22 protein-coding genes and 1 tRNA gene are annotated in these 24,832 nt (G+C 71.0%); 12 read left to right on the top strand and 11 right to left on the bottom strand.

Annotated elements, in window-relative coordinates; translation table 11 throughout:
• The first annotated feature begins 99 nt into the window (after positions 1–99).
• The 4 genes from NFT33_RS09485 to NFT33_RS09470 are packed head-to-tail and all read left to right on the top strand — an operon-like array spanning position 100 to position 4,409.
• The gene (locus tag NFT33_RS09485; protein ID WP_251674848.1) at positions 100–990 is read left to right on the top strand and encodes an NAD kinase; all 891 of its coding nucleotides are present in this window, start codon (positions 100–102) and stop codon (positions 988–990) included.
• Positions 990–2,699, top strand: a complete 1,710-nt coding sequence (gene recN, locus NFT33_RS09480) for a DNA repair protein RecN (protein WP_180693001.1) — start codon at positions 990–992, stop codon at positions 2,697–2,699. The genes NFT33_RS09485 and recN overlap by 1 nt, the downstream gene beginning before the upstream one ends.
• 31 nt (positions 2,700–2,730) lie before the next feature.
• Positions 2,731–3,693 (top strand): RNase adapter RapZ, encoded by a 963-nt coding sequence (rapZ, locus tag NFT33_RS09475; RefSeq protein ID WP_251674846.1) that lies wholly within the window; start codon positions 2,731–2,733, stop codon positions 3,691–3,693.
• Between the two features lie 20 nt (positions 3,694–3,713).
• Positions 3,714–4,409, top strand: coding sequence for an LON peptidase substrate-binding domain-containing protein (locus tag NFT33_RS09470; protein WP_251674844.1), 696 nt, complete (start codon positions 3,714–3,716; stop codon positions 4,407–4,409).
• On the opposite strand, the gene mutY is transcribed toward NFT33_RS09470, so the two are convergent.
• The 3 genes from mutY to mutM all read right to left on the bottom strand — a co-directional run bounded on the left by mutY (position 4,388) and on the right by mutM (position 8,506).
• Positions 4,388–5,476: an A/G-specific adenine glycosylase gene (gene mutY, locus NFT33_RS09465; RefSeq protein ID WP_251674842.1), complete on the bottom strand. Its 1,089-nt coding sequence runs from the start codon at positions 5,474–5,476 to the stop codon at positions 4,388–4,390. The genes NFT33_RS09470 and mutY overlap by 22 nt on opposite strands.
• Complete coding sequence (locus NFT33_RS09460) at positions 5,469–7,559, bottom strand: dynamin family protein (RefSeq protein WP_251674841.1); 2,091 nt, start codon at positions 7,557–7,559, stop codon at positions 5,469–5,471. The genes mutY and NFT33_RS09460 overlap by 8 nt, the downstream gene beginning before the upstream one ends.
• 116 nt (positions 7,560–7,675) lie before the next feature.
• On the bottom strand, positions 7,676–8,506 hold the full coding sequence (gene mutM / locus NFT33_RS09455; RefSeq protein ID WP_251674839.1) for a bifunctional DNA-formamidopyrimidine glycosylase/DNA-(apurinic or apyrimidinic site) lyase: 831 nt from the start codon (positions 8,504–8,506) through the stop codon (positions 7,676–7,678).
• Between the two features lie 76 nt (positions 8,507–8,582).
• Here mutM and NFT33_RS09450 point away from each other — a divergent pair, with 76 nt between their 5' ends.
• The 7 genes from NFT33_RS09450 (at position 8,583) to pth (ending at position 14,534) form a co-directional block, all read left to right on the top strand.
• Positions 8,583–10,481 carry a tetratricopeptide repeat protein gene (locus tag NFT33_RS09450; RefSeq protein WP_251674837.1) on the top strand — a complete coding sequence of 633 codons (1,899 nt, stop codon included), beginning with the start codon at positions 8,583–8,585 and terminating at the stop codon, positions 10,479–10,481.
• Positions 10,478–11,029: a lipoprotein insertase outer membrane protein LolB gene (locus NFT33_RS09445; RefSeq protein ID WP_251674835.1), complete on the top strand. Its 552-nt coding sequence runs from the start codon at positions 10,478–10,480 to the stop codon at positions 11,027–11,029. Before NFT33_RS09450 ends, NFT33_RS09445 begins: the two co-directional genes overlap by 4 nt.
• A gap of 52 nt (positions 11,030–11,081) precedes the next feature.
• Positions 11,082–11,972, top strand: a complete 891-nt coding sequence (gene ispE / locus NFT33_RS09440; protein WP_251674833.1) for a 4-(cytidine 5'-diphospho)-2-C-methyl-D-erythritol kinase — start codon at positions 11,082–11,084, stop codon at positions 11,970–11,972.
• Positions 11,973–12,015: 43 nt separating this feature from the next.
• Positions 12,016–12,092, top strand: a tRNA-Gln gene (locus NFT33_RS09435).
• Between the two features lie 90 nt (positions 12,093–12,182).
• Positions 12,183–13,145: a ribose-phosphate pyrophosphokinase gene (locus NFT33_RS09430; protein WP_037485827.1), complete on the top strand. Its 963-nt coding sequence runs from the start codon at positions 12,183–12,185 to the stop codon at positions 13,143–13,145.
• Between the two features lie 57 nt (positions 13,146–13,202).
• Positions 13,203–13,826 (top strand): 50S ribosomal protein L25/general stress protein Ctc, encoded by a 624-nt coding sequence (locus tag NFT33_RS09425; RefSeq protein ID WP_149502508.1) that lies wholly within the window; start codon positions 13,203–13,205, stop codon positions 13,824–13,826.
• A 78-nt stretch (positions 13,827–13,904) separates the two neighbouring features.
• Entirely contained in the window at positions 13,905–14,534 is a 630-nt protein-coding gene (gene pth / locus NFT33_RS09420) for an aminoacyl-tRNA hydrolase (RefSeq protein ID WP_149502507.1), read from the top strand.
• Positions 14,535–14,585: 51 nt separating this feature from the next.
• Here the strand turns inward: pth and NFT33_RS09415 are convergent, their stop codons facing one another.
• Genes NFT33_RS09415 through rsmD form a run of 3 tightly spaced genes read right to left on the bottom strand, consistent with a single transcriptional unit; the run spans position 14,586 to position 16,049 of the window.
• A complete protein-coding gene (locus NFT33_RS09415) occupies positions 14,586–14,858 on the bottom strand; it encodes a YfhL family 4Fe-4S dicluster ferredoxin (RefSeq protein WP_220785983.1) in 273 nt (90 codons plus the stop codon).
• A gap of 23 nt (positions 14,859–14,881) precedes the next feature.
• Positions 14,882–15,391 (bottom strand): pantetheine-phosphate adenylyltransferase, encoded by a 510-nt coding sequence (gene coaD / locus NFT33_RS09410; RefSeq protein ID WP_076458432.1) that lies wholly within the window; start codon positions 15,389–15,391, stop codon positions 14,882–14,884.
• 22 nt (positions 15,392–15,413) lie between these two features.
• Positions 15,414–16,049 (bottom strand): 16S rRNA (guanine(966)-N(2))-methyltransferase RsmD, encoded by a 636-nt coding sequence (gene rsmD / locus NFT33_RS09405; protein WP_376744143.1) that lies wholly within the window; start codon positions 16,047–16,049, stop codon positions 15,414–15,416.
• Between the two features lie 123 nt (positions 16,050–16,172).
• On the opposite strand from rsmD, the gene ftsY reads away from it, so the two are divergent.
• A complete protein-coding gene (gene ftsY, locus NFT33_RS09400; RefSeq protein WP_251674831.1) occupies positions 16,173–17,276 on the top strand; it encodes a signal recognition particle-docking protein FtsY in 1,104 nt (367 codons plus the stop codon).
• A 19-nt stretch (positions 17,277–17,295) separates the two neighbouring features.
• Here the strand turns inward: ftsY and NFT33_RS09395 are convergent, their stop codons facing one another.
• From NFT33_RS09395 to NFT33_RS09375, 5 genes are all read right to left on the bottom strand, one after another.
• Positions 17,296–19,701, bottom strand: coding sequence for an XrtA/PEP-CTERM system-associated ATPase (locus tag NFT33_RS09395; protein WP_251674829.1), 2,406 nt, complete (start codon positions 19,699–19,701; stop codon positions 17,296–17,298).
• 25 nt (positions 19,702–19,726) lie between these two features.
• Positions 19,727–21,442 (bottom strand): TIGR03016 family PEP-CTERM system-associated outer membrane protein, encoded by a 1,716-nt coding sequence (locus NFT33_RS09390; protein ID WP_220785978.1) that lies wholly within the window; start codon positions 21,440–21,442, stop codon positions 19,727–19,729.
• Positions 21,420–22,403 carry an XrtA-associated tyrosine autokinase gene (locus NFT33_RS09385; protein ID WP_149502501.1) on the bottom strand — a complete coding sequence of 328 codons (984 nt, stop codon included), beginning with the start codon at positions 22,401–22,403 and terminating at the stop codon, positions 21,420–21,422. The genes NFT33_RS09390 and NFT33_RS09385 overlap by 23 nt, the downstream gene beginning before the upstream one ends.
• Positions 22,404–22,414: 11 nt before the next feature.
• On the bottom strand, positions 22,415–23,956 hold the full coding sequence (locus NFT33_RS09380) for an XrtA system polysaccharide chain length determinant (RefSeq protein WP_251674826.1): 1,542 nt from the start codon (positions 23,954–23,956) through the stop codon (positions 22,415–22,417).
• A gap of 97 nt (positions 23,957–24,053) precedes the next feature.
• Positions 24,054–24,689, bottom strand: a complete 636-nt coding sequence (locus NFT33_RS09375) for an XrtA/PEP-CTERM system exopolysaccharide export protein (protein WP_251674824.1) — start codon at positions 24,687–24,689, stop codon at positions 24,054–24,056.
• Positions 24,690–24,832 lie beyond the last annotated feature (143 nt).

Here is a 24,832-nt window from a genome sequence, read left to right as displayed (position 1 = left end):
GAAACCGATTGTAGGGTGGAGGCGCGCGAGGAACGCCGACGTTCATGACGATGGGGGCGCGACGCGGACTGTCAAAGTGCTGTGGTGTAATTTGTGCCCATGATCAGCCGATTCCGTCATGCCGCGCTCATCGGCAAGTACCAGGCCCGGGGCATGCGGCCGCTGCTCGAGGAAATCGCCCACCTGCTGACCCGGCGCGGCCTGGAGGTCTCGGTCGAGATCGAGACCGCGCACAACACCGGCCTGGCCGGCTATCCGGCGCTGACGCCCGACGAACTCGGCCAGACCTGCGACATCGCCATCGTCGTCGGCGGCGACGGCACCATGCTGGGCATCGCGCGCACGCTGGCGCGCTACGGCGTGCCGATGGTCGGCGTCAACCAGGGCCGGCTGGGCTTCATCACCGACATTCCGGTGGCGCAGGTGCTGCACGCGCTCAAGGCCATCGTCGCCGGCGACTACGAGGAAGAGCACCGCGCGATGCTCGAAGGCGGCGTGCTGCGCGACGGCGAGTCGATCTACGAGGCGGTGGCGATGAACGACGTGGTGCTGCGCAGCGGCACCACCTCGATGGTCGAGCTGCGCGTGGAGGTCGACGACCAGTTCGTCGCCAACTTCCGCGCCGACGGCCTGATCATCTCCTCGCCGACCGGATCGACCGCCTATGCGCTGTCGGCCGGCGGCCCGATCCTGCACCCGGGCGTGGCCGGCTGGCTGATCGTGCCGATCGCGCCGCACATGCTCTCCAACCGCCCCATCGTCGTGCCCGACAACGGTCGCATCAGCATCGAGATCGTCTCGGCACGCGAGCCTTCCGTCAATTTCGACATGCAATCGCTGGCCAGCCTGCTCATCGGCGACCGCATCACCGTGCGGCGCTCCGACCACCGCGTGCGCTTCCTGCATCCGCGCGGATGGAACTACTACGCGACGCTGCGTCGCAAGCTGCACTGGAACGAGGGCGCACTGCCCGGCGACGGAGGCCAGTGATGCTGCGCCGGCTGTCCCTGAGCAACTTCGTCATCGTCAGCCGTCTCGACGTCGACTTCGGCCCCGGCTTCGCGGTGCTGACCGGAGAGACGGGCGCAGGCAAGTCCATCCTGATCGACGCGCTGCAGATCGTGCTGGGCGGCCGGGGCGACGCCGGCGTGGTCCGCGAGGGCGAGAGCCGCGCCGAGATCGCCGCCGAGTTCGAGCCGGTGCCGCCGGCGCTGGCCGCCTGGCTCGACGAGGCCGGACTGGCCGCGGCCGACGAGGCCGGTGCGGCGACGCTGCTGCTGCGCCGCACGATCGACGCGCAGGGCAAGAGCCGCGCGTGGATCAACGGCAGCGCCGCCACCGTCGCGCAGCTGCGCGAGACGGCCGAGCATCTGGTCGACATTCACGGCCAGCACGCCTGGCAGAGCCTGACCCGGCCGGCGGCGGTGCGCCAGTGGCTCGACGACCATGCCGAGGTCGACACCGGCCCGATGCTGCTGGCCTGGCAGCGCTGGCGCGAGCAGCTCGCACGGCTGGAGGCCGCCGAGCGCCTGGGCGCCGAGCGCGAACGCGAGCGCGAGCGCCTGGTCTGGCAGATCGGCGAGGTCGAGCGTCTGGCGCCGGGCGCGGACGAATGGCCCGAACTCAACGCCGAGCACCAGCGCCTGGCCCATGCGCAGGCCATCCTGGACGCGGTGCAGCTGTCGGTCGATGCAGTCCATGAGGGCGAAGCGGCGGCCAGCAGCCAGGCCGCACGCGCGCTCGAGGCGCTGGAGACGGTGGCCGGCTACGAGCCGGCGCTGGCCGAGGTCATCGAGGTGCTGGCCGGCGCGCAGGCGCAGCTGGCCGATGCCGCGCGCAGCCTGCAGGCGCTGCTGCGCCGCACCGAACTCGAGCCCGAGCGCCTGGCCGAGCTGGATGCGCGCCTGTCGGCCTGGATCGGGCTGGCGCGGCGCTTCCGCTGCCCGCCGCCGGATCTGGCCGCGCAGCTGGCGCAGTGGCAGGCCGAGCTGGCCGAGCTGGATGCCGCCACCGATCTCGAGACGCTGCAGCGCCAGGCCGAGGCCGCGCGGGCGGCCTTCATCGCGCAGGCGCGCCAGGTCTCGGCGCGCCGGCAGGCGGCCGCGCCCGGCCTGGCCGAGGCGGTGACCGCCGCGATGCAGCAGCTCGGCATGGCCGGCGGACGCTTCGCGATCGCGCTGGAGACGCTGGCCGAGCCGCAGGCGCATGGCCTGGAGTCGATCGAGTTCCTGGTCGCCGGCCACGCCGGCAGCACGCCGCGGCCGCTGGCCAAGGTCGCCTCCGGCGGCGAACTCTCGCGGCTGGCGCTGGCCATCGCCGTCACCACCGGCCGCAGCCGTCAGGCACGCGGCCTGGGCGCAGGCACGCTGATCTTCGACGAGATCGACTCCGGCGTCGGCGGCGCGGTCGGCGACACCGTCGGGCGGCTGATGCGCCAGCTCGGACAGGACTGCCAGGTGCTGGCGGTCACCCATCTGGCCCAGGTCGCCGCCTGCGCCGACACCCATCTGGTGGTCAGCAAGGCGGTCGGCGCGGACGGCCGCACCCGCAGCGAGATCCATCCGGTGGCCGGCGCGCAGCGCGTCGGCGAGATCGCCCGGATGATCGGCGGCCAGTCCGGCTCCGGCGCCGGACTGGCGCACGCCCAGGACATGCTGGCCGCGGCCTTGCTGCCGGCCGCAAAAGACACTGTTCCCTGACAACCCCAGCCCAGAGCCACAGGCCAGAGACATGACCGCAGCCGCACTCGATCCCGATCCCGATCCGCACAGCACGCCCGCCGCGCCCGCCGCCACCGCCGGCACGACACCGCAACCGGTGGTGCTCATCTCGGGCATCTCGGGCTCGGGCAAGTCGGTGGCGATCAATGCGCTGGAGGACGCCGGCTACTTCTGCGTCGACAACCTGCCCCCGGAGCTGCTGCCCGAGCTGATCCGGCTGGAGGGCCGCAACCCGCATCGCCGCCTGGCGATTGCCGCCGACGTGCGCACCGCCAGCTCGCTGCCCAAGCTGCTGCCGATGATCGACACGCTGCGCCGCGAAGGCACGCCGGTGCTGATGATCTTCCTGGACTCGCGCACCGAGACGCTGGTGCGGCGCTTCTCCGAGACGCGCCGTCGCCATCCGCTCTCCAGCGAGGACGACGGCCAGGGCGGCCAGTCGCGCTCGGCGCTGGGCGAGGCGATCGAGCGCGAGCGCGAGATGCTCAGCCCCCTGCGCGAGGCCAGCACCGTGATCGACACCAGCGACCTGCGCCCGACGCAGCTGCGCTCGTGGATCCGCCAGCTCGTCGGCGCGGCGCACTCGTCGCTGACGCTGGTGTTCGAGTCCTTCGCGTTCAAGCACGGCGTGCCGCGCGATGCCGACCTGGTGTTCGACCTGCGCGTGCTGCCCAATCCGCACTATGTGCGCGAGCTGCGGGCGCTCAACGGCCGCGATGCCGGCGTCATCGAGTTCCTGCAGGCCCAGCCCGAGGTGGCCGAGATGCTGGCGCAGATCGAGGGCTTCCTGGCCCGCTGGCTGCCGGCCTACGAGCAGGACCAGCGCAGCTACCTGACGGTGGCGATCGGCTGCACCGGCGGACAGCACCGCTCGGTCTATTCGGTCGAGCAGCTCGCGGCACGCTTTCGCGACCACATCCCGACGCTGGTGCGACACCGCGAGATCGAGGCGAAAGAAGCCGCCCAGCACTGACGCAGCAAGAAAGGCCCATCATGAGCAGCGGCGCCCGCCCCGGACACCCCCTCCTGTCGGAGGACACCGATCCGGCGCCGTCAGCGCCGGGCCTGTTCGCGGACCTGCGGCCGCAGCTGCCGCTGTTTCCGCTCGACACCGTGCTGTTTCCGGGCGGACTGCTGCCGCTGCGGGTGTTCGAGGTGCGCTACCTCGACCTGATCTCCGCCCGCCTGCGCAGCGGCGAGCCCTTCGGCGTGGTCGCGCTGATCCAGGGCGGCGAGGTGCGCCGCGACGGCGAGACGGTGCGCTTCGAGCCCGAGGGCTGCCTGGCCGAGGTGGTCGACTGCGACAGCGAGCAGACCGGCATCCTGCAGGTGCGCTGCCGCGGCACGCGCCGCTTCATGCTGGCCGGCCAGGCCCACCAGGGCAGCGACGGCCTGTGGCGCGCCGATGCGGTGCTGCAGGACGAGGACGCGCCGGCGCCACTTCCCCCTGAGCTGCAGCCCTGCGCCACCGCGCTCGGCCGCGCGATCGCGACGCTGGCGCAGCGCGGCCAGCATCCCTTCTTCATGCCACACCGGCTCGACGATGCCGGCTGGCTGGCCAACCGCTGGAGCGAGATCCTGCCGATCCCGCTGGCGACCCGCCACAAGCTGATGATGCTGCCGGACCCGCTGGCGCGGCTGCGCCTGGTCGACGGCTTCCTGCGCCGTCACGGCATCGTCGGCGGCTGAGTCGGCGGCTGAATCAGCCGGCGCAGCGGCGCGGGCAGTCCGATCGTCTCCAGCTCGTCATGGCGCCACCAGCGTCCGGGCGCCAGCTCCGGCAGCGGTGCCGGCGGCAGCGCCTGCCCCGGCTCGCAGGCCTGCAGCGCAGCGCCCAGCTCGATCCGGCACGGATGCAGCGTCCAGTCCAGATGCGTCAGCACATGCACGAAGGACGGCAGCGCCTGCGCCGGCCCCGCGCCGAGCCGGCCGACCGCTGCCTCAAGCGCGGCCGCGTCGTCGAACATCGGCGGCGTCCACAGCCCGGCCCAGATGCCGCTGTCGGGCCGCTGCTGCAGCCACACCGCCTGCGGCGTGCGCAGCCACAGGCACCAGCTCTCGCGCCGGCCGCGCTTGAGCTTGCGGGTGCGCACCGGGAAGTCCAGCTCCCGGCCCTGCGCGCGCGCCCGGCACGGGGCCTGCCACGGGCACAGCAGGCAGTCGGCGCGGCGCGGCATGCACAGCGTCGCGCCCAGATCCATCAGGCCCTGGGTGTAGGCGGGCATGTCGACCGCATCCTGCGGCAGCAGGCCGGTGGCGAGATCCCACAGCGCGCGCTCCTGCGCGGCCTGCGCCAGATCGCCCTCGAAGGCCAGCACGCGCGAGAGCACCCGGCGCACATTGCCGTCGAGAATCGCCACCCGCTCGCCGAAGCAGAAGGACGAGATGGCCGCCGCGGTCGAGCGGCCGATGCCCGGCAGCTCGGCCAGCGCGGCGGCGCTGCGCGGGAAGTCGCCGCCGTGGCGCTCGACCACCTGCTGCGCGCAGCGGTGCAGGTTGCGCGCGCGGCTGTAGTAGCCCAGCCCGCTCCACAGCGCCAGCACATCGTCCTGCGGCGCCGCGGCCAGCGCGCGCACATCGGGAAACCGCGCCAGGAAACGCGCGTAGTAGCCCAGCACCGTGCCGACCTGGGTCTGCTGCAGCATGATTTCCGACAGCCAGACGCGGTAGGGATCGCGGGTGTTCTGCCACGGCAGCGCATGGCGGCCGTGGCTGCGCTGCCAGTCCACCAGCAGGGAAGACAGCCGCTCAGGCATCGCCGGTCACCACGGCAGGCACGGGCGCCGCAGCCGGGGCCAGCGGCATCGGCCGCGACAGCGGGGAGAAGTCGCTGGGCAGCGCCAGCTCGTGGCGGGTGGCGGCGCGGCGCACCCGGTCGTCGAGCGCCTGCAGCCGCACCTCGGTGGTGGCCAGGCGCTGGTCCTGCGCCGACAGCTCGGCCAGCCGGGTGTCGAGCTGGTCGGCCGCCAGGCGGATGCGCTCGAGCGACTCGCGTCGGCGCTTGAAGGACTTGCGCCGCTCGCGCAGCTGCGCGTCGATCTGGCCCGACACCGTGCGGCTCCACAGCTCGATCTCGCCGGCCGCACCCTCGAAGACCGCACGCAGGCGCGACATCAGCATGCGGCGAAACTGCTCGAGGAAACGCGGCTGCGCCAGCCGCACCGCCTGCGTCAGGCCGAGGTACTGGATGTAGTTGCGCTCGATCAGCGCCAGATCGTCGCGGAAGCGCGCCAGCTCCGGCGCCGGCGGCAGCATCAGGCTGAAGCCGAACTCGGTGTTGAGCCGGTTGCAGGAGGCCGACAGCAGATCGCGCAGATCGCTGCCCTGCTGCTGCGCCGAATCGAGCACCCCGCGCAGCGCGGCGAACAGCTGGGTGTAGGAGCGCCGCGCGCCCAGCTTCAGGAAGGAGTCGCGGATCGAGCCGATCATCGCGTCGACCTGGCGGCGCAGCGCGTCGCCGGCCAGCGGCGCCATCGCGGCCTTGAGCGCGCGGGCATGCACCAGCCGCAGCGCCTGGATCTGGGCGGTGCACTGCTCGAACTCGTTCGTCTCGGCCGTCACCCGCTGCAGCATCAGCCGGACCTTGCCGCTGTTCTTGCCCCGCAGGCCGTCGAGCTCCTGGATCTGCTCGGCGAGCTGGCGGCGCAGGTCGAGCAGACCGCGCAGGATCTGCTCGCGGATCGCGTCGAGCGCCTCGAGCGTCATGCGCTCGAGCACCGTGCGGCGCTCGGGCAGCAGCTGCTGCGCCAGCGCCTGCTCCAGCGCCGGCAGCCGGCTGTCGGCCAGCGCCTGCGCATCGCCCGAGACCCGGCCGGCCAGCGCCTGGCGCGCCGACAGCGGAAAGACCCGCTCCGGCGCGATCTCCAGCGTGCGCGCCACCTGCTCGCACTGCAGGGCGATCTGCGCCTGGCTGTGCTCGGGCGGCGACAGCGGATCGATCAGCGCATCGATCTTGTTCAGCACCACATAGCGGGTCAGCGCCTGCGAGGCCAGATGGTCGCGCCAGATCTCGAGGTCGGAGCGGGTCACGCCGGTGTCCGCCCCCAGCACGAAGACCACCACATGCGCATTGGGCAGCAGCCCGACGGTGAGCTCGGGCTCGGCGCCGATCGCGTTCAGACCCGGCGTGTCGAGCACCACCAGACCGCGCTTGAGCAGCGGATGCGGCACATTGATCAGCGCATGGCGCCACAGCGGGATCTCGACCTGGCCGTCGGGCCGCAGCGGCGGGTTGTCGGCCGGCTGCTCGTCGTCCCAGAAGCCGAGCTGGCGGGCCTCGTCGAGGCTGGCCGCACGCACGCCGCGCACCGCGTCGAGCGCCTGCGCCAGCGCGGCCGGATCACCGGCATCGATCGGCACGCGGCGCCAGAGCTGCGGCTGCGCCCGCAGCTCGGTCAGCGAGGCGCCTTCCAGCCGGGTCTCGATCGGCAGCAGCGCCAGCCCCGGCGCATCCTCCGGCTCCCAGCCCAGCTCGACCGGGCACATCGTGGTGCGCCCCGGCGAGGCCGGCATGATGCGCCGGCCGGCATCGGCGAAGAAGATCGCGTTGATCAGCTCGGACTTGCCGCGCGAGAACTCGGCGACGAAGGCCACCACCAGCTTCTCGCCGGCCAGGCGCTGGCGCAGCGAGTCCAGCAGCGCCCCGGCGTTCTCGTCGAGCAGGCCCTGCTCGCCCAGGAAGCGCGCCAGATCGCGCACCCGCTCCTCCAGCGTCGCGCGCCACTGGCCCAGCGCATCGAGGCTGCGCACGAAGGGCTCGTGCACCGCTTCATGCACCGCTTCGTGCACCGGTTCGTCGGACAAAGGGGAGGCGGTCATGCCGCGGTCATGTTCGCTCATTGCGGTGCGCCTGGACGGACTGGAACAAGGGGTACCGCGCGAGGCGCGGACAGTCAGTCATGGTAGCTCAGGGAATTCGCGGATCCGGCATCCGGAACGCCAAGGGCGTCACGGCCTCACAGCGTCAGGCGCTGGCAGTGCGGACACAGATAGGTCGCGCGCTGGCCCTGCACGATGCGCTGCACCGGCGTGGCGCAGACCCGGCAGGGCTGGCCCTCGCGGCCGTAGACCTGCGCCTGCAGCTGGAAGGCGCCGCCCATGCCGTGCACGTCGCGGAAGTCGCGCAGCGTCGAGCCGCCGGCGGCCAGTGCACGCTGCAGCACGTCGCGGATGGTGCCGACCAGCCGCTCGCAGGCGGCACGGTCGAGCGTGCCGGCGCTCTGGCGCGGATCGATGCCGGCGGCGAACAGCGCCTCCGAGCAGTAGATGTTGCCCACGCCGACGACGATGTCGCCCGCCAGCAGCGCCTGCTTGATCGGCACGCGCCGCCCGCGCAGGCCCTGCTGCAGCACGCTGGCGCTGAAGGCCGGCAGCAGCGGCTCGACGCCGAGCCGCGCCAGCAGCGTGGCCGCCGGCGCCGCGTCGAGCGCGCTCGACCACACCACCGCGCCGAAGCGGCGTGGATCGGTCAGGCGCAGCAGGCCGCGGTCGGTCTCCATCTCGAAATGATCATGCGGCCCGGCCGGCGGCAGCGCGGATGCCGCCCCGAAGCGCAGCGAGCCCGACATGCCCAGATGCAGCAGCAGCCCGCCGCAGGCGCCCAGCGGCAGCCACAGGTACTTGCCGCGCCGCTGCATCGTGCCGACCGTCGCGCCCGCCAGCGCCAGCGGATCGGTGCCCAGCGGCCAGCGCAGAGGCTTGCCCAGACGGACCTCGCGCACCCGAGCGCCCGCGAGGCGATCGACCAGACCGAGACGGGTGACTTCGACTTCAGGCAATTCAGGCATGCGCGGAATTATCGAAGCGTCGCCGGGCCGGCAAACGCCGCGGCCTAGAATGGCCCTGAACATGGAGTCCGCCTCGATGCCCCTGCTGCCTGCGCCGCCCCTCGTCCTTCCGCCGACTCCGGCGCCCGCCAGCCGCGCGGGCCATCGCCTGCGTGCGTCGGCGGCGGCACTGCTGCTGGGCACGCTCGGCCTGACCGGACTGACCTTGCCGGCCCTCGCTCAGGACGCTGCGGCACCCGCAGCGGCAGCCCCCACCGCACCGGCCCCGGTGCGATCCGCGATGGACGGCGTGCTCTTCTACCAGCTGCTGGTCAGCGAGCTGGAACTGCGCGACGGCAACGCCCCGCTGGCCTACCAGGTCATGATGGAGGCGGCCCGGCGCAGCCGCGACGAGGCGCTGTTCCGCCGCGCGGTCGACATCGCGCTGGGCGCACGCGCCGGCGAACAGGCAGCCGCTGCGCTCAAGCAATGGCGCCAGACCCTGCCGCAGTCGCGCCAGGCGGCCGAGATCGAGACGCAGATGCTGGTCGCGCTGGGTCGCCAGACCGAGGCGCGCCGCGCGCTCGAGGCCTTCATCGAGCTGACGCCCGAGCCGGCGCGGCCGGCGGCGATCAGCAGCCTGCCCCGGCTGGTGCTCGGCGGCGAGCAGCCGCAGGCCACCGCCCGCATGCTCGAGGAGACGCTGGCACCGTGGCGCCAGCGCGCCGCCACCGCGGCCAGCGCGCTGAATGCCACCGCCGCCGGCTGGCTGACCGCCGGCGACCGCAGCCGCAGTCTCGAGTTCGTCACGAAGGCGGTGCAGCGTGATCCGGCCGATCCGGGCGCCGCGCTGCTGGCCGTCGAGCTGATGAAGGACCAGCCTCAGGCCGAGGCGCTGGTGCGCGCGCATCTGGCCTCGGCCGCACCCGCCGCCGGCGTGCGCGCTGCCTATGTGCGGCGCCTGTCGACCGACCAGCGCTACGGCGAGGCCCTGAGCGAATCCCGCCGACTGACCCGCGAGACGCCCGACGACGCCGGCGCCTGGCTGCTGCAGGGCGCGCTCGAGCTCGAGAGCGGCGAGCCGCGTGCCGCGCGCGACGCGCTGCTGCGCCATCTGCAGATCACCGAAGCCGCCACTCCGGCGGCTCCGGCCGATGCGGCCGATGCGGCCGAGGACAGCGACGACGATCTGCCCGACCCGATCGCCCAGGCGGCCCGGCGCAACCGCGTCCAGGAGCGTGCCCAGGCCCATCTGATGCTCGCCCAGGCCAGCGAGCAGCTGCGCGACTATGCCGGCGCCCAGGCCTGGCTGGAGCGCCTGGCCGATCAGGACTCGGTCACCGTGCTGACGCGACGCGCCTCGCTGCTGATGCGCCAGGGCCGCATCGCCGAGGCCCGCGCGCTGCTGCAGCGCCTGCCGCAGGGCAGCGCCGAAGAGCAGCGCGCCCGGGTGCTGACCGAGGCGCAGCTGCTGCGCGACGCGCGCCAGTGGCCGGCCGCCCACCAGCTGCTGGCCGAGGCCAGCCAGCGCTTTCCCGAGGACACCGAACTGCTCTACGAGCAGGCCCTGCTGGCCGAGAAGCTCGGTCGTCATGAGGAGATGGAGCAGCTGCTGCGCCGGGTCATGGTGCTCAAGCCGGACCAGCAGCATGCCTTCAACGCACTGGGCTACAGCCTGGCCGAGCGCAACCTGCGCCTGGCAGAGGCCCGCGAGCTGATCGGCCGGGCCCTGGAGATGGCGCCGGGCGATCCCTACATCACCGACAGCCTCGGCTGGGTCGAATTCCGCCTGGGTCGCCGGGAGGAAGCCGAACGCCTGCTGCGCGAGGCCTACCAGCGCCGCCCCGACACCGAGATCGGCGCCCATCTGGGCGAAGTGCTATGGGCGCTGGGGCGCCAGGAGGAAGCTCGCCGCATCTGGCGCGAATCGCTGGCCCGCGACGCCGACAACGAGGTGCTGCAGGAAACGCTGCGCCGGCTGAAGGTGCGGCCGTGAAGCGTCGTCATGCCGCCGCGCTGCTGATGCTGGCAGGCGCCGGACTGCTCGGCGGCTGCGCGACCACGCAGCCGCCCGCGCCCCTGCCCGACGAGGCCGGTCGAGCACGGGTCGGCCGGCTCGCCGTCCAGGTGGCTGGCGACAGCGCGCGCTCGTTCAGCGCCGGCTTCGAGCTCGAGGGTTCGGCCGTGCAGGGCCAGCTGACGCTGTTCAGCCCGATCGGCCTGCCGCTGGGCCGGGCTCAGTGGCGCCCGGGCGAGGTGCAGCTCGACAGCGGCGCACAGACCCAGCGCTTCGACCATCTCGACACGATGATGGAGGCGCTGGTCGGTGAAGCCCTGCCGCTGGCCGCGCTGTTCGACTGGCTCGAAGGCCGCCCCTGGCCGGACGAAGCCAGCAGGCCGCTGGCCGAGACCGACGGACCCGGCTTTCGACAGCTCGGCTGGAAGGTGAGCACCGGCCGGCTGGCCGACGGCCTGCTGGTGGCCGAGCGACGCCTGCCCGAGCCCGCGCTGACCGTGCGGATCCGCCTCGACACGCCATCCTGAGCGAATCGCCCGGTCCACCCCGCCTGCACATTCTTCCCTGCCCATCGCGCGCATGTCCCTGTCCGCCCTGTACGACCTGCCGGCCCCGGCCAAGCTCAATCTCTTCCTGCATGTCATCGGTCGACGCGCCGACGGCTATCACCTGCTGCAGTCGGTGTTCCGGCTGATCGACTGGTGCGACACCCTGCATCTGGAGCGGCGCTCGGATGGCGTCGTCAGCCGCGAGGATCTCGGCCCGGCCCTGCCCGAGGACGATCTGTGCACACGAGCGGCGCGCCTGCTGCAGCAGGCCACCGGCACCCGCGAGGGCGTGCACATCGCGATCGACAAGCAGGTGCCCTGGGGAGCCGGCCTGGGCGGCGGCAGCTCCGATGCGGCCACCGTGCTGCTCGGCCTGAACCGGCTGTGGAATCTGGGGCTGGACCGCCGCGCGCTGCTGGAACTGGGCGTGAAACTGGGGGCCGACGTGCCCTTCTTCATCGGCGGGCGCGACGCCTGGGTCGAGGGCATCGGCGAGATCCTGACGCCGATCGAGCTGCCGCCAGCCAGCTATCTGGTCCTCAAACCCCCGGTGGCGATTCCCACCGCCGCAATTTTTTCGAGCCCCCTCTTGCGCAGGGACACGAAACCCGCCAAAATGGCAGCCTTTCTCGCAAAGCCCGAGTTCGGGAAAAACGATCTGCAAGCCGGCGCCGAAGCGTACAGCAAGCAAGTAGTTGACGGACTAGAAATTCTGAAGCAGAATTTAGGGCTCAGCAGGATGAGCGGATCAGGAAGCGCAGTGTTTGCGCAGTATCCGGAAGTCCTGAGAGAATGCAGTGCGAAGCACGGCGAGCTGACAGAAAAGATTCTTCGGAGTTTGGCGACACCGAATAAATCCTGGATAGCAAGAACGTGCAGAAGTCTGGAAATGCATCCGATGCAGCATTGGGTGAAAGACTGAAAAGCACAGAGTTTTCGGGCGCGTCGACAGACGAGTCCAGTGTAGGGGAGTCGCCAAGTTGGTCAAGGCATCGGATTTTGATTCCGACATGCGAGGGTTCGAGTCCTTCCTCCCCTGCCAAACCATCCACATCAAGCGCCTGCCGGTCACACGGCGAGGCGCTTGTTTCTTGATGGCCTGAAAAGTCCGCGCCCTGCGGGCAGCACGCACATGCTCTCCGACACCCTTCTCTTCACTGGCAACGCCAACCCGGCCCTGGCCCGCGAGATCGCCGCCGATCTGGGCCTCGAACTCGGCAAGGCCGCCGTCGGCCACTTCTCCGACGGCGAAGTCACCGTCGAGATCCAGCAGAACGTCCGCGCCCGCGACGTCTTCATCGTCCAGCCGACCTGCGCGCCGACCAACGAGCATCTGATGGAGCTGCTGCTGATGGTCGATGCGCTCAAGCGCGCTTCGGCCCGTCGCATCACCGCGGTCATTCCCTACTACGGCTATGCCCGCCAGGATCGCCGTCCGCGCTCGACCCGCGTGCCGATCAGCGCCAAGGTCGTCGCCAACATGCTGGAAGCCGCAGGCGTCAACCGCGTGCTGACGATGGATCTGCACGCCGACCAGATCCAGGGCTTCTTCGACATCCCGGTCGACAACATCTACGCCTCGCCGATGCTGCTGAGCGACCTGAAGGGCAAGGACTACGAGAACCTCGTGGTCGTCTCGCCCGACGTCGGTGGCGTGGTGCGCGCGCGGGCCCTGGCCAAGCAGCTCGGCTGCGATCTGGCCATCATCGACAAGCGCCGCCCGAAGGCGAATGTCTCCGAAGTGATGCATGTCATCGGCGACATCGACAAGCGCAACTGCGTGATCATGGACGACATGATCGACACCGCCGGCACGCTGGTGAAGGCGGCCGAGGTCCTGAAGGACCGCGGCGCCCGCAGCGTCTACGCCTACTGCACGCACCCGATCCTGTCGGGTCCGGCGGTCGAGCGCATCGCCGGCTCCAAGCTGGATGAAGTGGTGATCACCAACACCATTCCGCTGCAGGGTCCGGCACGCGAGTGCAAGAAAATCCGCCAGCTGTCGGTGGCCTTCCTGTTTGCCGAGACGATCCGCCGCATCTCGGACGGCGCCTCGGTGACCGATCTTTTCGCGGAACAGAACAACAACTTCTGATCCGTCTCACCCGGGTGACCTGGTCGCGGGCACCCTTCCTTTTTCTGGAGAAATCACATGAAATTCGTCGCATTCTCGCGCGAAGTGCAGGGGACCGGAGCGAGCCGCCGCCTGCGCAATGCCGGCAAGGTTCCGGGCATCGTCTACGGCGTCAAGGAGCCGGCCCAGATCGAGCTGGACCACAACGCGCTGTACCACGCGCTGAAGAAGGAAGCCTTCCACTCGTCCGTGCTCGAGATGGAACTGGGCGGCGAGACCACCAAGGTCGTGCTGCGTGACCTGCAGATGCACCCGTACAAGCCGCTGGTGCTGCATGTCGACTTCCAGCGCGTCGACTCGACCACCCGCATCCACAAGCGCGTGCCGCTGCACTTCATCAACGAAGCCGAATCGCCGGCCGTCAAGCTCGAGAAGTGCACGATCAACCACGTCGTGGCCGAGCTGGACATCGAGTGCCTGGCCGAGCAGCTGCCGGAATTCCTGACGGTCGACCTGAAGGGCATGACCAAGGGCAAGTCGCTGCATGTCGACGATCTGGTGCTCGACCCGAGCATCAAGGTCCGCACGCACGGCCGCAAGAACCCGGTCATCGCCACCCCGGTGGAGATCGTCGAGGAAGTCATCGTCGTCGCTGCCGCTCCGGCCGCCGACAAGGGCAAGAAGGGCAAGGGCAAGAAGTAATTCCTGCCCGGCAACCTGCTGTTGCGCCGACACGAAGCCCCGCCCTGCGGGGCTTTTTTGCGTGGGAAGAAGAACATCATGATCCGACTGCTGGTCGGCCTGGGCAATCCGGGCCCCGAATACGAGGCGACCCGCCACAACGCGGGCTTCTGGTGGATCGACACCGTGGCACGGCGCCTGGGCGCGCATCTGAGCGCCGACAAGGCCTATCACGGTCTGGTCGCGCGGGTGAACCGTCCGACCGGCCCGATCTGGCTGATCGAGCCTCAGACCTACATGAACCTGTCGGGCAAGTCGGTGGCACCGCTCGCGCGCTTCTTCCGCATCGCGCCGGAGGAAATCCTGGTGGTGCACGACGAGCTCGACGTGCTGCCCGGCCAGATGAAGCTCAAGCAGGGCGGCAGCGCCGCCGGCCACAACGGCCTGAAGGACATCCAGGCCCAGCTCGGCTCGCCGGCCTTCTGGCGGCTGCGCCTCGGGATCGGGCATCCGGGCGACCGCGCCGAGGTCGCGGGCTATGTGCTGCGCAAGCCGCCGGCGTCGGAGCGCGAGCTGATCGAGGGCTGCATCGACCGCTCGATGGAGGCGCTCGACCTGTTGCTGGCCGGCGACATGCCCAAGGCCACCGCGCTGCTGCATGCCGGGCCGCAGCGCCCGAAGCCACCGCGCCCGCCCAGGCCGCCAGCGGCGCCGGCCGAAGGCGGCTGAACCGCCCTGCGCTGCAAAGTGCTCAGCGGATTCCGCCGACTTCGGCGGACTTCAGCTGATCGGGGTGCGGGGCAGCGCCTGCAGCTGCAGGCGCTCGTACTTGGCCTGCAGCTGCTCGCGCGTCTCGACATGCTCCGGATCGACCGGAATGCACTCGACCGGGCAGACCTGCACGCATTGCGGCTCGCCGAAGTGGCCGACGCACTCGGTGCAGCGTGCCGGGTCGATGACGTAGAACTCCTCGCCCATCGAGATGGCCTGGTTGGGGCACTCGGGCTCGCAGACGTCGCAGTTGATGCACTCGCTGGTGATGGTCAGCGCCATGATCTGGGTCTCCCGCGGTCCGCTCAGTCGCGCGGACCGGCGGCCACGCGCTGCTGCAGGCGCGCCAGCACCGACGGCGCGACGAACTTCGACACATCGCCGCCGAGCATCGCGATCTCGCGCACGAAGGTGCCGCTGACGAACTGGTACTGGTCGCTCGGCGTCAGGAACAGCGTCTCGACCTCGGGCATGAGCTGGCGGTTCATGCCGGCCATCTGGAACTCGTACTCGAAGTCGCTGACCGCGCGCAGGCCGCGCACCACCACCTTGCCGCCGTTCTCGACGACGAAGTTGCGCAGCAGGCCGCGGAAGGCGACCACCTCGACATTGCCGTAGGGCTGGGCCAGCTCCTGGGCGATCTCCAGGCGCTCCTCGAGCGTGAACATCGTGCGCTTGTGGTGGCCGGCGGCGACCGCCACGATCAGACGGCTGAACAGCCGGCTGGCGCGACGCATCAGGTCCTGGTGACCCAGGGTCATCGGGTCGAAGGTGCCGGGATAGATCGCGGTGAGTTGCTGGATCGCGGGGGTCAAGACGGGCTCCGGAGCGGACGCTTCAGGGGTGCAGTTTCAGAAGATGATAATGCACCATGCCGGCGCGGCCATGACGGTGCAGCGTCAGCCCCAGGGCCGCGCAGGCGGACTCGTCGAAGGGCCGATCGGCCTCCAGATAGATCCAGCCGCCCTCGCCCAGCAGCCGCAGCGCGGCCTGCAGCGCGCGATCGAACAGGTCGGCGCCGAAGGGCGGATCGAGCAGCACCAGATCGAAATGCCCGGCGGACGCCCCCGCCATCCAGGCCAGCGCGTCGGTGCGCCGCACCTCGACCATCGTCGCGCCGAGCCGCACGGCGGCCTGCTGCAGCTGCGCGGCCGCACGCGGCGCCTGCTCCAGCAGCACCACCTCGACCGCGCCGCGCGAGGCCGCCTCGAAGCCGAGCGCGCCGGTGCCGGCGAAGGCATCGAGCACCCGCCAGCCCGAGAGATCCTGGCCGAGCCAGTTGAACAGCGTCTCGCGCACCCGGTCGGGCGTCGGGCGCAGACCGGGCTCGGCCAGCACCGGCAGCCGGGTGCGCTTCCAGCGGCCGCCGATCAGACGGATCTCGCCAGGCGCGCCACTGTCGGCACGGGAAGCACGGGAATGCGGCGAGGCCGGCGCACGGCGGTCGGGATGATTTCTGGACACGGGCGGCATTCTAGTCAGGCGGGCTGCCTACAATCGGACCATCATCCTGCGGCCGTCTGCTGCCCGCCTCGCGCGGCGCCGGCACCGGCCCCGCCCGACTCCCTGCCGGCCCCTCAACCGGCCTCCGCCCGCATGTTCAGTTTCCTCCGTCGCAAGCTCTTCTCGTCGTCTCCGGCTCCGGAACCCGCACCGGAGCTTGCGCAGGACAGCCCGACCGCCGAGTCGCCCGCTGCCCTGCCCTCACCTGCACCGGCATCGGCCAATCTGCCGGCACCTGTCGCCGCGCCCGAGCCCGCACCGGCTCCGGCCGCACGCGGCTCCTGGCTGCAGAAGCTCAAGGCCGGGCTGCAGCGCACCGGCTCCAGCATCGCCCAGGTCTTCACCGGCACGAAGATCGACGACGCGCTCTACGAGGAACTCGAGGCCGCGCTGCTGATGGCCGACGCCGGCGTGGGCGCGACCGAATACCTGCTCGAGGAGCTGAAGAAGCGCGTCAAGGACACACGCTGCACCGATCCGGCCGGCGTGAAGGCGCTGCTGGCCGAGGTGCTGGCCGAGCTGCTCGCGCCGCTGGAAGGCTCGCTGCAGATCGGCGCGACCCAGCCTACCGTGATGATGGTCGCCGGCGTCAACGGCGCGGGCAAGACCACCAGCATCGGCAAGCTCACCCGCCATCTGGCCGAGCAGGACAGCCGGGTGCTGCTGGCCGCGGCCGACACCTTCCGCGCCGCCGCGCGCGAGCAGCTGGCGGTCTGGGCGGACCGCAACCGCGTCGAGATCGTCAGCCAGGAAGGCGGCGATCCGGCGGCGGTCTGCTTCGACGCGGTCTCGGCCGGCAAGGCGCGCGGCTGCGACGTGGTCATCGCCGACACCGCCGGCCGGCTGGCCACGCAGCTGCATCTGATGGACGAGCTGCGCAAGATCCGCCGCACGCTGGGGCGCGCGATGGAGGGCGCGCCGCACGAGGTGCTGCTGGTGGTCGACGGCAACACCGGCCAGAACGCCTTCACCCAGGTCAAGGCCTTCGACGAGGCGATCGGCCTGACCGGCCTGATCATCACCAAGCTCGACGGCACCGCCAAGGGCGGCGTGCTGGCGGCCATCGCGCTGTGGGTGCGCGAGCGCGTCGCGCAGGGCAAGCCGGCGGTGCCGGTCTACTTCATCGGCGTGGGCGAGAAGCTGGAGGATCTGCAGACCTTCAGCGCCCGCGAGTTCGCGCAGGCGCTGCTGAGCTGAGCCGGCAGGCCCGGCCGCCTCAGGCGGCCGGCTGCAGCGGTCCGTCGCGATCCGACATCAGCCGGTCGATCCAGGCCTGCAGATGGCTGGCGATCTCGACCGAGGCGCCGGAGCCGCTCACCGGCTCGACCGGTCCGGCCGGCTGCGTGATGCGGCCATCCAGCCCCAGCAGGGCCGACAAGGCGGCGGCCTCCAGCGGCGACTCGGATGCGGGGCCGTCCGGCATCGCACCCAGCAGCACGCCGCGCGACAGGTCGACCCCGGCCAGCGAGATGCCCAGCTGCGCGGCCGCATCGGCCAGCACATGGCCCTCCTCGACCAGCGTGGCGCTGGCACCGCACAGCAGGCCGAGCTGCTCGGTCAGCGAGCCGATCTCGCAGCACAGCAGCCGCGCCGCATCGATGCGCTCGCGCAGGCCGGCCGGGCGCGGTCCGCTGGAGGGCATCAGCAGCACCGGACCGTCGAGCGTGGCGTCCTGCGCCAGCAGCGCCTGGAGGGCCTCGCGGGTCGGCGCGTCGATCAGCCACAGCTGGCGCATCGAGCCGCCGGCGCCCAGCAGCGCATCGACCAGACGGCGCGCCGCCTCGGCCGGATGACCCAGCAGCGAGACCACCACCAGCATGAAGGACTCGCCTTCGACGCCGTTGACCGACCAGGTCGGTCCGAAATACATCGGCAGGCCGTTGCGCAGACAGGCCCCGGACGGCGCCGGCACCTCCGGCCACAGCCGCGCCAGCGCATCGGCCTCGAGCCGGTCGGGCACGCAGAACAGCCGGTCCGGCTGCAGGCCCTGACGGCGCAGCTGACCCATCGGGGCGGCCTCGCCCGGCACGAACAGCACGTCGGACGCCTGCTCGATCATCGTCGCGTTCCAGGCCTGCGGGCCGGTGGCGCGAATGCCCGCCTCCAGCCGCAGCAGCGGCAGGCCACGCTGGTGCGCGGCCAGGCAGCAGGCGGTCATCGCGTCGCTCGAACCCAGGCTCAGCACCGCCATCGGCTCGAATTCCTCGATGAACTGGCCCAGGCCCTCGACCATGCGCGACAGGCTCTGCTCGATGTCGCCCGGCACCCATTCGAGATCCAGGCCGACCTCGAGCGCGGGCAGCACCCGACCCATGCCCTGCCACGGCCAGACCAGCGGCAGCGGCCCCAGGCTGACCAGCACCATGCGCGGCGCACGTCCGATCTCGGCCATCGCCTCGGCCAGCGCGGCGAACTTCAGCGCGGCGCTGGTGCTGTCGGCCAGGCAGAGCATGACGTCGCGGCTGGCGCGGCGCGCCAGCAGGCCGTCGGCATGGCTGCGTGCGGCGCGGATCGCGGAGGTGAGCGCCTGCAGACGGGCTGCCGGCAGCGCCATGCGGGGCAGCGGCTCGCGCTCGAGCGAGTCGCGTGCGCGCTCGTCCAGCTCGATCGCGGCGGGTGCGGGCGCCTCGGCTGTCGGTGCAGGCTCGGGCATCGGCGCCGGACTCGGAGCCTGTGGCGCGATGAACTGCAGCACCGGTGCCGACGGGGGCGCCACCGGTTCGGCGACCGGGACGGGGGCCGGCGCAGGCACGGCCACCGCCGACGGAGCCGCCAGCGGCTCGACTGGCGCCAGGTCGCCCTCGCCGATCTCGCTGCGCAGCTCGGCGGCGGTGCGCTCGACCAGCTCGGCATCGAGGGTGTCGACGCCGTCGAGGAAGGCCGCCAGCAGCGAGCGGTTGGCCAGGCGGTTCAGGCGCCGCGGCACGCCGCCGGACCAGCGGAACAGGCTGTCGAAGGCGGAGTCGGCGAAGGCCGGACGGCGGCCGTCCCAGCCGACATGGCGCAGCCGGTGCTCGACATAGTCGCGCGCCTCCGCGAGCGTCAGCGGCCCGAGGTGGCAGGACGCGGTCACGCGCTGGCGCAGCTGCTCCATCGTCGGCGACTCGAGCAGGCGGCGCAGCTCCGGCTGGCCGACCAGGAAGCTCTGCAGCAGCGCATGGTTGCCGAGCTGGAAGTTCGACAGCATGCGCAGTTCCTCGACCGCGCGCGGGTCGAGGTTCTGCGCCTCGTCCACGATCAGCAGCGCATGGCGCCCCTGCGCCGCCAGCGCGGTCAGGAAGGCCTCCAGCGTCGCGATCAGGTGGGCCTTGGAGCTGCTGGCCTGCGACGGAATGCCGAAGGCGGTGATGATCGACTGCAGCAGCTCGCCCGACTCCAGCTGGGTGCTGACGATCTGCGCCGGCAGCACCTTCTGGCGGTCCAGCCCGTCGAGCAGCATGCGCACCAGCGTGGTCTTGCCCGCGCCGATCTCGCCGGTGATGACGACGAAGCCCTCGGCCTGCGCGACGCCGTACTGCAGGTAGGCCAGCGCGCGGCCGTGGCCGCGGCTGTTGAAGTAGAACGCCGGATCCGGGTTGAGCTGGAAGGGCGGGCCGCTGAAACCGAAGTGGGATTCGTACATCGTGGAGCTGGCCGTCGTCCGGCCGTCAGAAGCGGTGCAGCACGCCGGCCGACAGGCCGGTCTCGCTGGCGTCGTTGCCGACGAGGGAGGTCGAGCCGTTCTGGTGTCTCAGTGCGCCGGTGACCGTCGTGCGGGGTGACAGGGCATGAGAGAGACCGAGCCGGAGGATGGTTCCGCTGCGGGTACCCAGCGAGGCGTTCGCGCCGATGCCCTCCGCGCGCGCCCGGGTCAGCGTGACCGTGGCGGTGGTGTCCGGATCGAGACGCCGCCCCAGGCTGATCGTCATGCCGCGCTGGATGGAGTCGCTGGCCAGGCCGAGCACGCTGTTGGCATCCTCGGTGGCGCCGCGGTAGTCCTCGAGCTTCGTCTGGTAGATCCGCATCGTCACGGTGTGGCGCACGCCCACCAGCGCGAGCGTCACGTTCAGGCCCTGCTGGATCTGCACCGTGCGCGAGTACAGGTCGACCGGTCCGCCCAGCGAGCTGCTCAGGCCGCGCTTGGCGATCAGGTCCTGCACCGCCGCCTGGCGGGTGGCCTCGTCGAGAATGCGGGTCTGCAGCATCGCATCGATCATCGAGGCGACATCGCCGCCGGCCTGCAACGTGCCCAGCCGCGACGCGAAGGTCGACGCCTGGCGCGTCGCCGCCACCGACAGCGCCATGAAGGGCGAGCGGTGAGTCAGCGCGGCATTCCAGCCGGTGCCGAAGAAGCGCTTCTCGACCAGCGAGTCGAACACGGTGCGCTCCGAGGGTGCCCAGCGCAGCGCCACGCCACGCAGCGTCTCGCTGACCTGGTTGGTGCCGTAGTTGGCCGAATCCGTGCCGCCGGTCAGGCCGAGCGTCAGCACCGGATCGGGTGCATACAGCAGCGACAGCCGGCCGGTCGCCAGCACCAGACCGCTGCCGCCGTCGCGGTAGCGGGTGGCCTGGCGGTTGTATTCGGCCCGCATGCCCGCCGGAAGCGGGCGCTCGTCGAAGCGGACCGTGTCGGTGCGCACATGCGCATCGGCGTCCGCCCCTTGCGCGGCCGCCGTGCCGGTGCCGTTGCCCTGCGACCAGGTGTTGTCGCTGCGCGCGAGCAGCCGCGAGGTCGGCGACAGCTCCCGGTCGATGTAGGGGCTCAGGCGCTGGCGGGTGACGGTGTTGCTGCCGGTGTAGACGGTCGTGCCATCGCCGATCAGGTCGAAGGGCGTCGACGAGGTGGTGTCGGCCCCCAGCTCGGCATCGACGAAGAACAGCCGGTCGACCAGCCGGGTGTTGAGCGTGATCTGACCGCGGGGAAAGATGCGGTCGGTGCCGATCCGGCCGAGATAGGTGACCAGATCGGCCGCGAGGTTGCCGTTCAGGCGGTAGTCCGGACCGGTGCCCAGCAGCTGCAGCTGCGGCGTGACCGTCGTGACGATGCCGTAGGCACGGTCGCTCGACTGCAGCCCGACATTGTTGGTCGCGTTGACCACCGCCTTGACCGCCGGCGCGACGCGCCAGCCGCGCGCCGGCGCGGAGGCGGCCGCCGGCATCGGCGCCGCGCCCGGCCCGGCCAGGCCCTGCAGCGGATCGGGCGTGGTGATCTGGGTGGCCCGCGAGGCAGGAACCGCCCCAGCGCCCCCGGCGGCAGCAGCCGCCGCCGCATCGACCGGCTGGGCCTGCAGCGGCAGGGCCACGCCCAGCAGCGCGGTCGCCAGCAGCGCGACCGGCGCCGGTCGAAGGAGCTTCAGCCGCTCACGAGGCGTAGTAATAGCCATAAGCCTCGCCCGAGTTGCCGCTGGCGCGGTTCAGCACCGAAAGCACCACCGGGCATTGCTCGACCGCGGCATAGGCCTGGGTCACCTGCGCATGGGTGGTCTTGCCGGCCTCGACCACCATCACCACCTGGCCGACCCGCGAGGCCAGCACGCGCGACTCGGTGGTCGGGATCAGCGGCGGCGCATCGAAGACGATGATGCGATCCGGGAAGCGCGAGGCCAGCTCGTCGAGCAGCCGCTCCATCGCCGTGCTGGCCAGCAGCTCGGTCGACTGGGAGTTGGCGGTGCCGGCCGGCAGCAGGGTCAGCTTGGGCACATTGGTGCGCAGCATCACGTCGGCCAGATCGAGCGAGGGCGTCTTCAGCACATCCATCAGGCCGCGCGAAGGCTCGACGCCACAGCGCGCCAGCACCGAGGGGCGCAGCACGTCGGCATCGACCAGCAGCACCGACAGGTCGACCTCCATCGCGATGCTCATCGCGAGGTTGACCGCGAAGAAGGTCTTGCCTTCGCCCGGCATCGCGCTGACCACCTGGATCAGGTTGGCGCGCGAGATCTGCTGCGCCGACTCGCCGCGGGCGTTGGCCAGCAGCGGGCGCTTGATGATGCGCATCTGCTCGGCCAGCTGCGAGCGGGCCTGCGAGGGCACCAGGTAGCCTTCGCGCTCGAGCCGCTCCAGATCCAGGCGGACCTCGCGGGAGCGCCGGCCGGCGGTGGGCAGCATCTCGACCTGGGCACTGCGCACCGTCGGCAGCGTGGCGGCCGACACCGGTGCAGGTGCAGAGGCAGGCGCGGGGACCGGAGCCACCACAGCCGGTGCGACCGGAGCCGCCGGCGGCACCGCAGCCGCGGCAGGCGCCGGCTGCGCCGCCGCCGTGCCCGGGACATCGGGCACCGGCACGTCGTAGCCGGCACGCTTGAGTTCAGCGAGCCGCTTGGCGGCCTGCTCGATCGTGTTCATCTGGGGACTCCTCAGCTCGCGGTGCGTGTCGAGATCCAGGCCATCCAGCCGACATTGGCCAGCAGGAACAGGCCCATCACGCCGGCCAGCTTCATGCGGTCCTGGCGCTGCAGGTCACGATCGCGCGGATCCTCGATCTTGGTCAGGCTGCCGAGCACCGGCCGCTTGGTGAACTCGCGCAGCTCGCGCTCGCTCGAGAAGGTCGGATTGAGCAGCGTCATCGCATAGGCCACCGCCCCACCGGCCAGCAGGGCCAGCAGCATCACGCCAGCGGCCATCTGCAGCTTGCCGGGGAAGACCGGCGAGGGCAGGATGCGCGGCGGCTCGATCAGGCGGAAGTCGGCCATCGACGAGGTCTGGTCGATCTTCACACCCAGCGAGGCGGCCTCGCGGCGCTGCACCAGCTGATCGTAGTTGCGACGCATGATCTCGTAGTCGCGGTTGAGCTGGGCCAGCTCGGCCTCGGCCTGCGGCACCTGGTTGGCCTGCGAACGGATCTCCTCGAGGCGGGCGACCTGGGCCTCGAGCTGGCCGCGCAGCGACGCCACGCTGGCCTCGGCATCCGACAGGTTGTTGCGCAGGCGCTGGTAGACCGGGTTGGTCGCGGCGGCACGGCGCTTCGGATTCTCGGCCTGCAGGCGGGCCAGCTCGTCGCGGCGGCTCTGCTCGAGCTCGCCGATCATGCGGCGGGTGGTGCGCACATCCGGATGGTTGTCGGTGAAGCGACGCTCCATGTCGTCGAGCTGGCGCTTCAGGGTGCGGATGCGCTCGTCGAGGTCCGGCGTCAGCGAGACCGCCGAGGCTGCGCCCATCGGCAGCTGCGGCTCCTCGGACTCCAGATCGCGCCGGATCGCGTCGCGAGAGCGCTCGGCGGCGCTGAGCTGCACCTTCAGGCGGTTGACCTCGTCGGTCATCGACTGGATGCGGCCGAAGAAGTCCTGCGTCTGCGTGGCCGCGACGTTCATGTTCTTCAGCTTGAATTCCTTCAGCCGGTTCTCGGCCTCGGTCAGCTTGGATTCGTAGGAGGTGATCTGCTCGTCGATGAAGCGGCTGGCCTCGGCGGAGTCCTTGCGCTTGGAGTCGACGCCGCTCTCCATGAACAGCGCCACCAGCCCCTCGACCAGACGCCGGGCACGCTCGCCGTCGACATCGCGGTAGCTGATCGCGTAGAGGTTGTTGCCCCCGGTCTGGACCACCTTGATGGTCTTCATCAGGGTCTCGATCTGCGAGTCGACCTGCGAGGGATCGACCTTCTCGAGACCGATCGTGGGGTTGTTGACCAGACGCTCGACGTTCGGGCGCGAGATCAGCGTGCGGCCCAGCATGCGGACCTGCTGGTCGATGTCGGGCTGGAAGGCCAGACCGACCATCATCGGCCGCAGCACCGTCTGGGTGTCGACATAGATGCTGGCGCGGGCCTCGCGGCGCTCGGGCACCACCATGACCACCAGCGCGCCCAGGATGGCCACCAGCCATGCCACGGCCACGGCGGTCCAGCGGTGTCGCCAGACGCTCGCGGCCAGGATCGCAGCCTGTCGGGTGAAATCGTTCATACCGGCTGTCTACCTGTAATCGTCAGTTCTGACCGGTCCGGGCCCCCGCAGCAGGCGGGCGGCGCGACGGACACGGCCACGTGCTTGGCAGGCGTGCTCAGAACCAGCTCTGCGGCACGATGATGATGTCGCCGGGCTTCACATCGACGTTGGCCGAGATGTCGCCGCGCTTGAGCAGGTCCTTCAGGCGGATGCTGTACTGCTTGCCCCCCTCGGCGCCACGCACCAGCACCGCGGCATTGCCGTCGGCGAAATCGGTCAGTCCGCCGGACTGGATCATCACGTCGAGCAGGCTCATGTTCTGGCGGAAGGCGACGCTCTGCGGACGCGCGGCCTCGCCGACGATGCGGATCTGCTCGCTGTAGATGCCCTGGAAGGAGCCGACCACCACCGTGACCACCGGGTCGCGGATGACCTTGCTCAGCTCCTTCTCGATCTCGCGCGACAGGTCGTACGGGTTCTTGCCCGAGGCCTGCAGATCCTCGACCAGCGGCGTCGAGATGCGGCCGTCCGGGCGCACCGTGACCGTCGCCGACAGCTCGGGGTTGCGCCAGACGACGATGTTGAGCGTGTCCAGCGGACCGATCTTGTAGCGGTGATCCGGCGTCTCCGCCGACTTCGGCGCCGGCGGATGGCGACCGATGCTGCCGCAGCCCGACAGGGTGCCGACCGCCATCACCGACGCCAGCAGCAAGGCGGCCGCACGCGACAGACGGCTCGTTTCGATCCTCATGCGAAATCCTCTCTTGATCATTCCAGCACCCTGCGATCTCCGCGCGGCACGCAACCCGATCGTACCGCTGCAGCGCAAGAATTCCTTACAAGTTCATCATCATGAACAGCATTCATGACCCGCGCATTCACGCGCATCGGGCA

This window comes from Sphaerotilus sp. FB-3 (genome assembly GCF_023706025.1).
In the GTDB taxonomy this organism is placed as follows: domain Bacteria; phylum Pseudomonadota; class Gammaproteobacteria; order Burkholderiales; family Burkholderiaceae_C; genus Sphaerotilus; species Sphaerotilus sulfidivorans.
Note: the sequence above shows the minus strand (reverse complement) of the source record. Positions and strands in the feature narration are given on the sequence as shown.

Excerpts from the sequence above, each read along its gene's own strand:
- NFT33_RS09485 (WP_251674848.1), top strand. The coding sequence starts at position 100 with ATGATCAGCCGATTCCGTCATGCCGCGCTCATCGGCAAGTACCAGGCC.
- recN (WP_180693001.1), top strand. The coding sequence starts at position 990 with ATGCTGCGCCGGCTGTCCCTGAGCAACTTCGTCATCGTCAGCCGTCTC.
- rapZ (WP_251674846.1), top strand. The coding sequence starts at position 2,731 with ATGACCGCAGCCGCACTCGATCCCGATCCCGATCCGCACAGCACGCCC.
- NFT33_RS09470 (WP_251674844.1), top strand. The coding sequence starts at position 3,714 with ATGAGCAGCGGCGCCCGCCCCGGACACCCCCTCCTGTCGGAGGACACC.
- mutY (WP_251674842.1), bottom strand. The coding sequence starts at position 5,476 with ATGCCTGAGCGGCTGTCTTCCCTGCTGGTGGACTGGCAGCGCAGCCAC.
- NFT33_RS09460 (WP_251674841.1), bottom strand. The coding sequence starts at position 7,559 with ATGAGCGAACATGACCGCGGCATGACCGCCTCCCCTTTGTCCGACGAA.
- mutM (WP_251674839.1), bottom strand. The coding sequence starts at position 8,506 with ATGCCTGAATTGCCTGAAGTCGAAGTCACCCGTCTCGGTCTGGTCGAT.
- NFT33_RS09450 (WP_251674837.1), top strand. The coding sequence starts at position 8,583 with ATGCCCCTGCTGCCTGCGCCGCCCCTCGTCCTTCCGCCGACTCCGGCG.
- ispE (WP_251674833.1), top strand. The coding sequence starts at position 11,082 with ATGTCCCTGTCCGCCCTGTACGACCTGCCGGCCCCGGCCAAGCTCAAT.
- NFT33_RS09430 (WP_037485827.1), top strand. The coding sequence starts at position 12,183 with ATGCTCTCCGACACCCTTCTCTTCACTGGCAACGCCAACCCGGCCCTG.
- NFT33_RS09425 (WP_149502508.1), top strand. The coding sequence starts at position 13,203 with ATGAAATTCGTCGCATTCTCGCGCGAAGTGCAGGGGACCGGAGCGAGC.
- pth (WP_149502507.1), top strand. The coding sequence starts at position 13,905 with ATGATCCGACTGCTGGTCGGCCTGGGCAATCCGGGCCCCGAATACGAG.
- NFT33_RS09415 (WP_220785983.1), bottom strand. The coding sequence starts at position 14,858 with ATGGCGCTGACCATCACCAGCGAGTGCATCAACTGCGACGTCTGCGAG.
- rsmD (WP_376744143.1), bottom strand. The coding sequence starts at position 16,049 with ATGCCGCCCGTGTCCAGAAATCATCCCGACCGCCGTGCGCCGGCCTCG.
- ftsY (WP_251674831.1), top strand. The coding sequence starts at position 16,173 with ATGTTCAGTTTCCTCCGTCGCAAGCTCTTCTCGTCGTCTCCGGCTCCG.
- NFT33_RS09395 (WP_251674829.1), bottom strand. The coding sequence starts at position 19,701 with ATGTACGAATCCCACTTCGGTTTCAGCGGCCCGCCCTTCCAGCTCAAC.
- NFT33_RS09390 (WP_220785978.1), bottom strand. The coding sequence starts at position 21,442 with ATGGCTATTACTACGCCTCGTGAGCGGCTGAAGCTCCTTCGACCGGCG.
- NFT33_RS09385 (WP_149502501.1), bottom strand. The coding sequence starts at position 22,403 with ATGAACACGATCGAGCAGGCCGCCAAGCGGCTCGCTGAACTCAAGCGT.
- NFT33_RS09380 (WP_251674826.1), bottom strand. The coding sequence starts at position 23,956 with ATGAACGATTTCACCCGACAGGCTGCGATCCTGGCCGCGAGCGTCTGG.
- NFT33_RS09375 (WP_251674824.1), bottom strand. The coding sequence starts at position 24,689 with ATGAGGATCGAAACGAGCCGTCTGTCGCGTGCGGCCGCCTTGCTGCTG.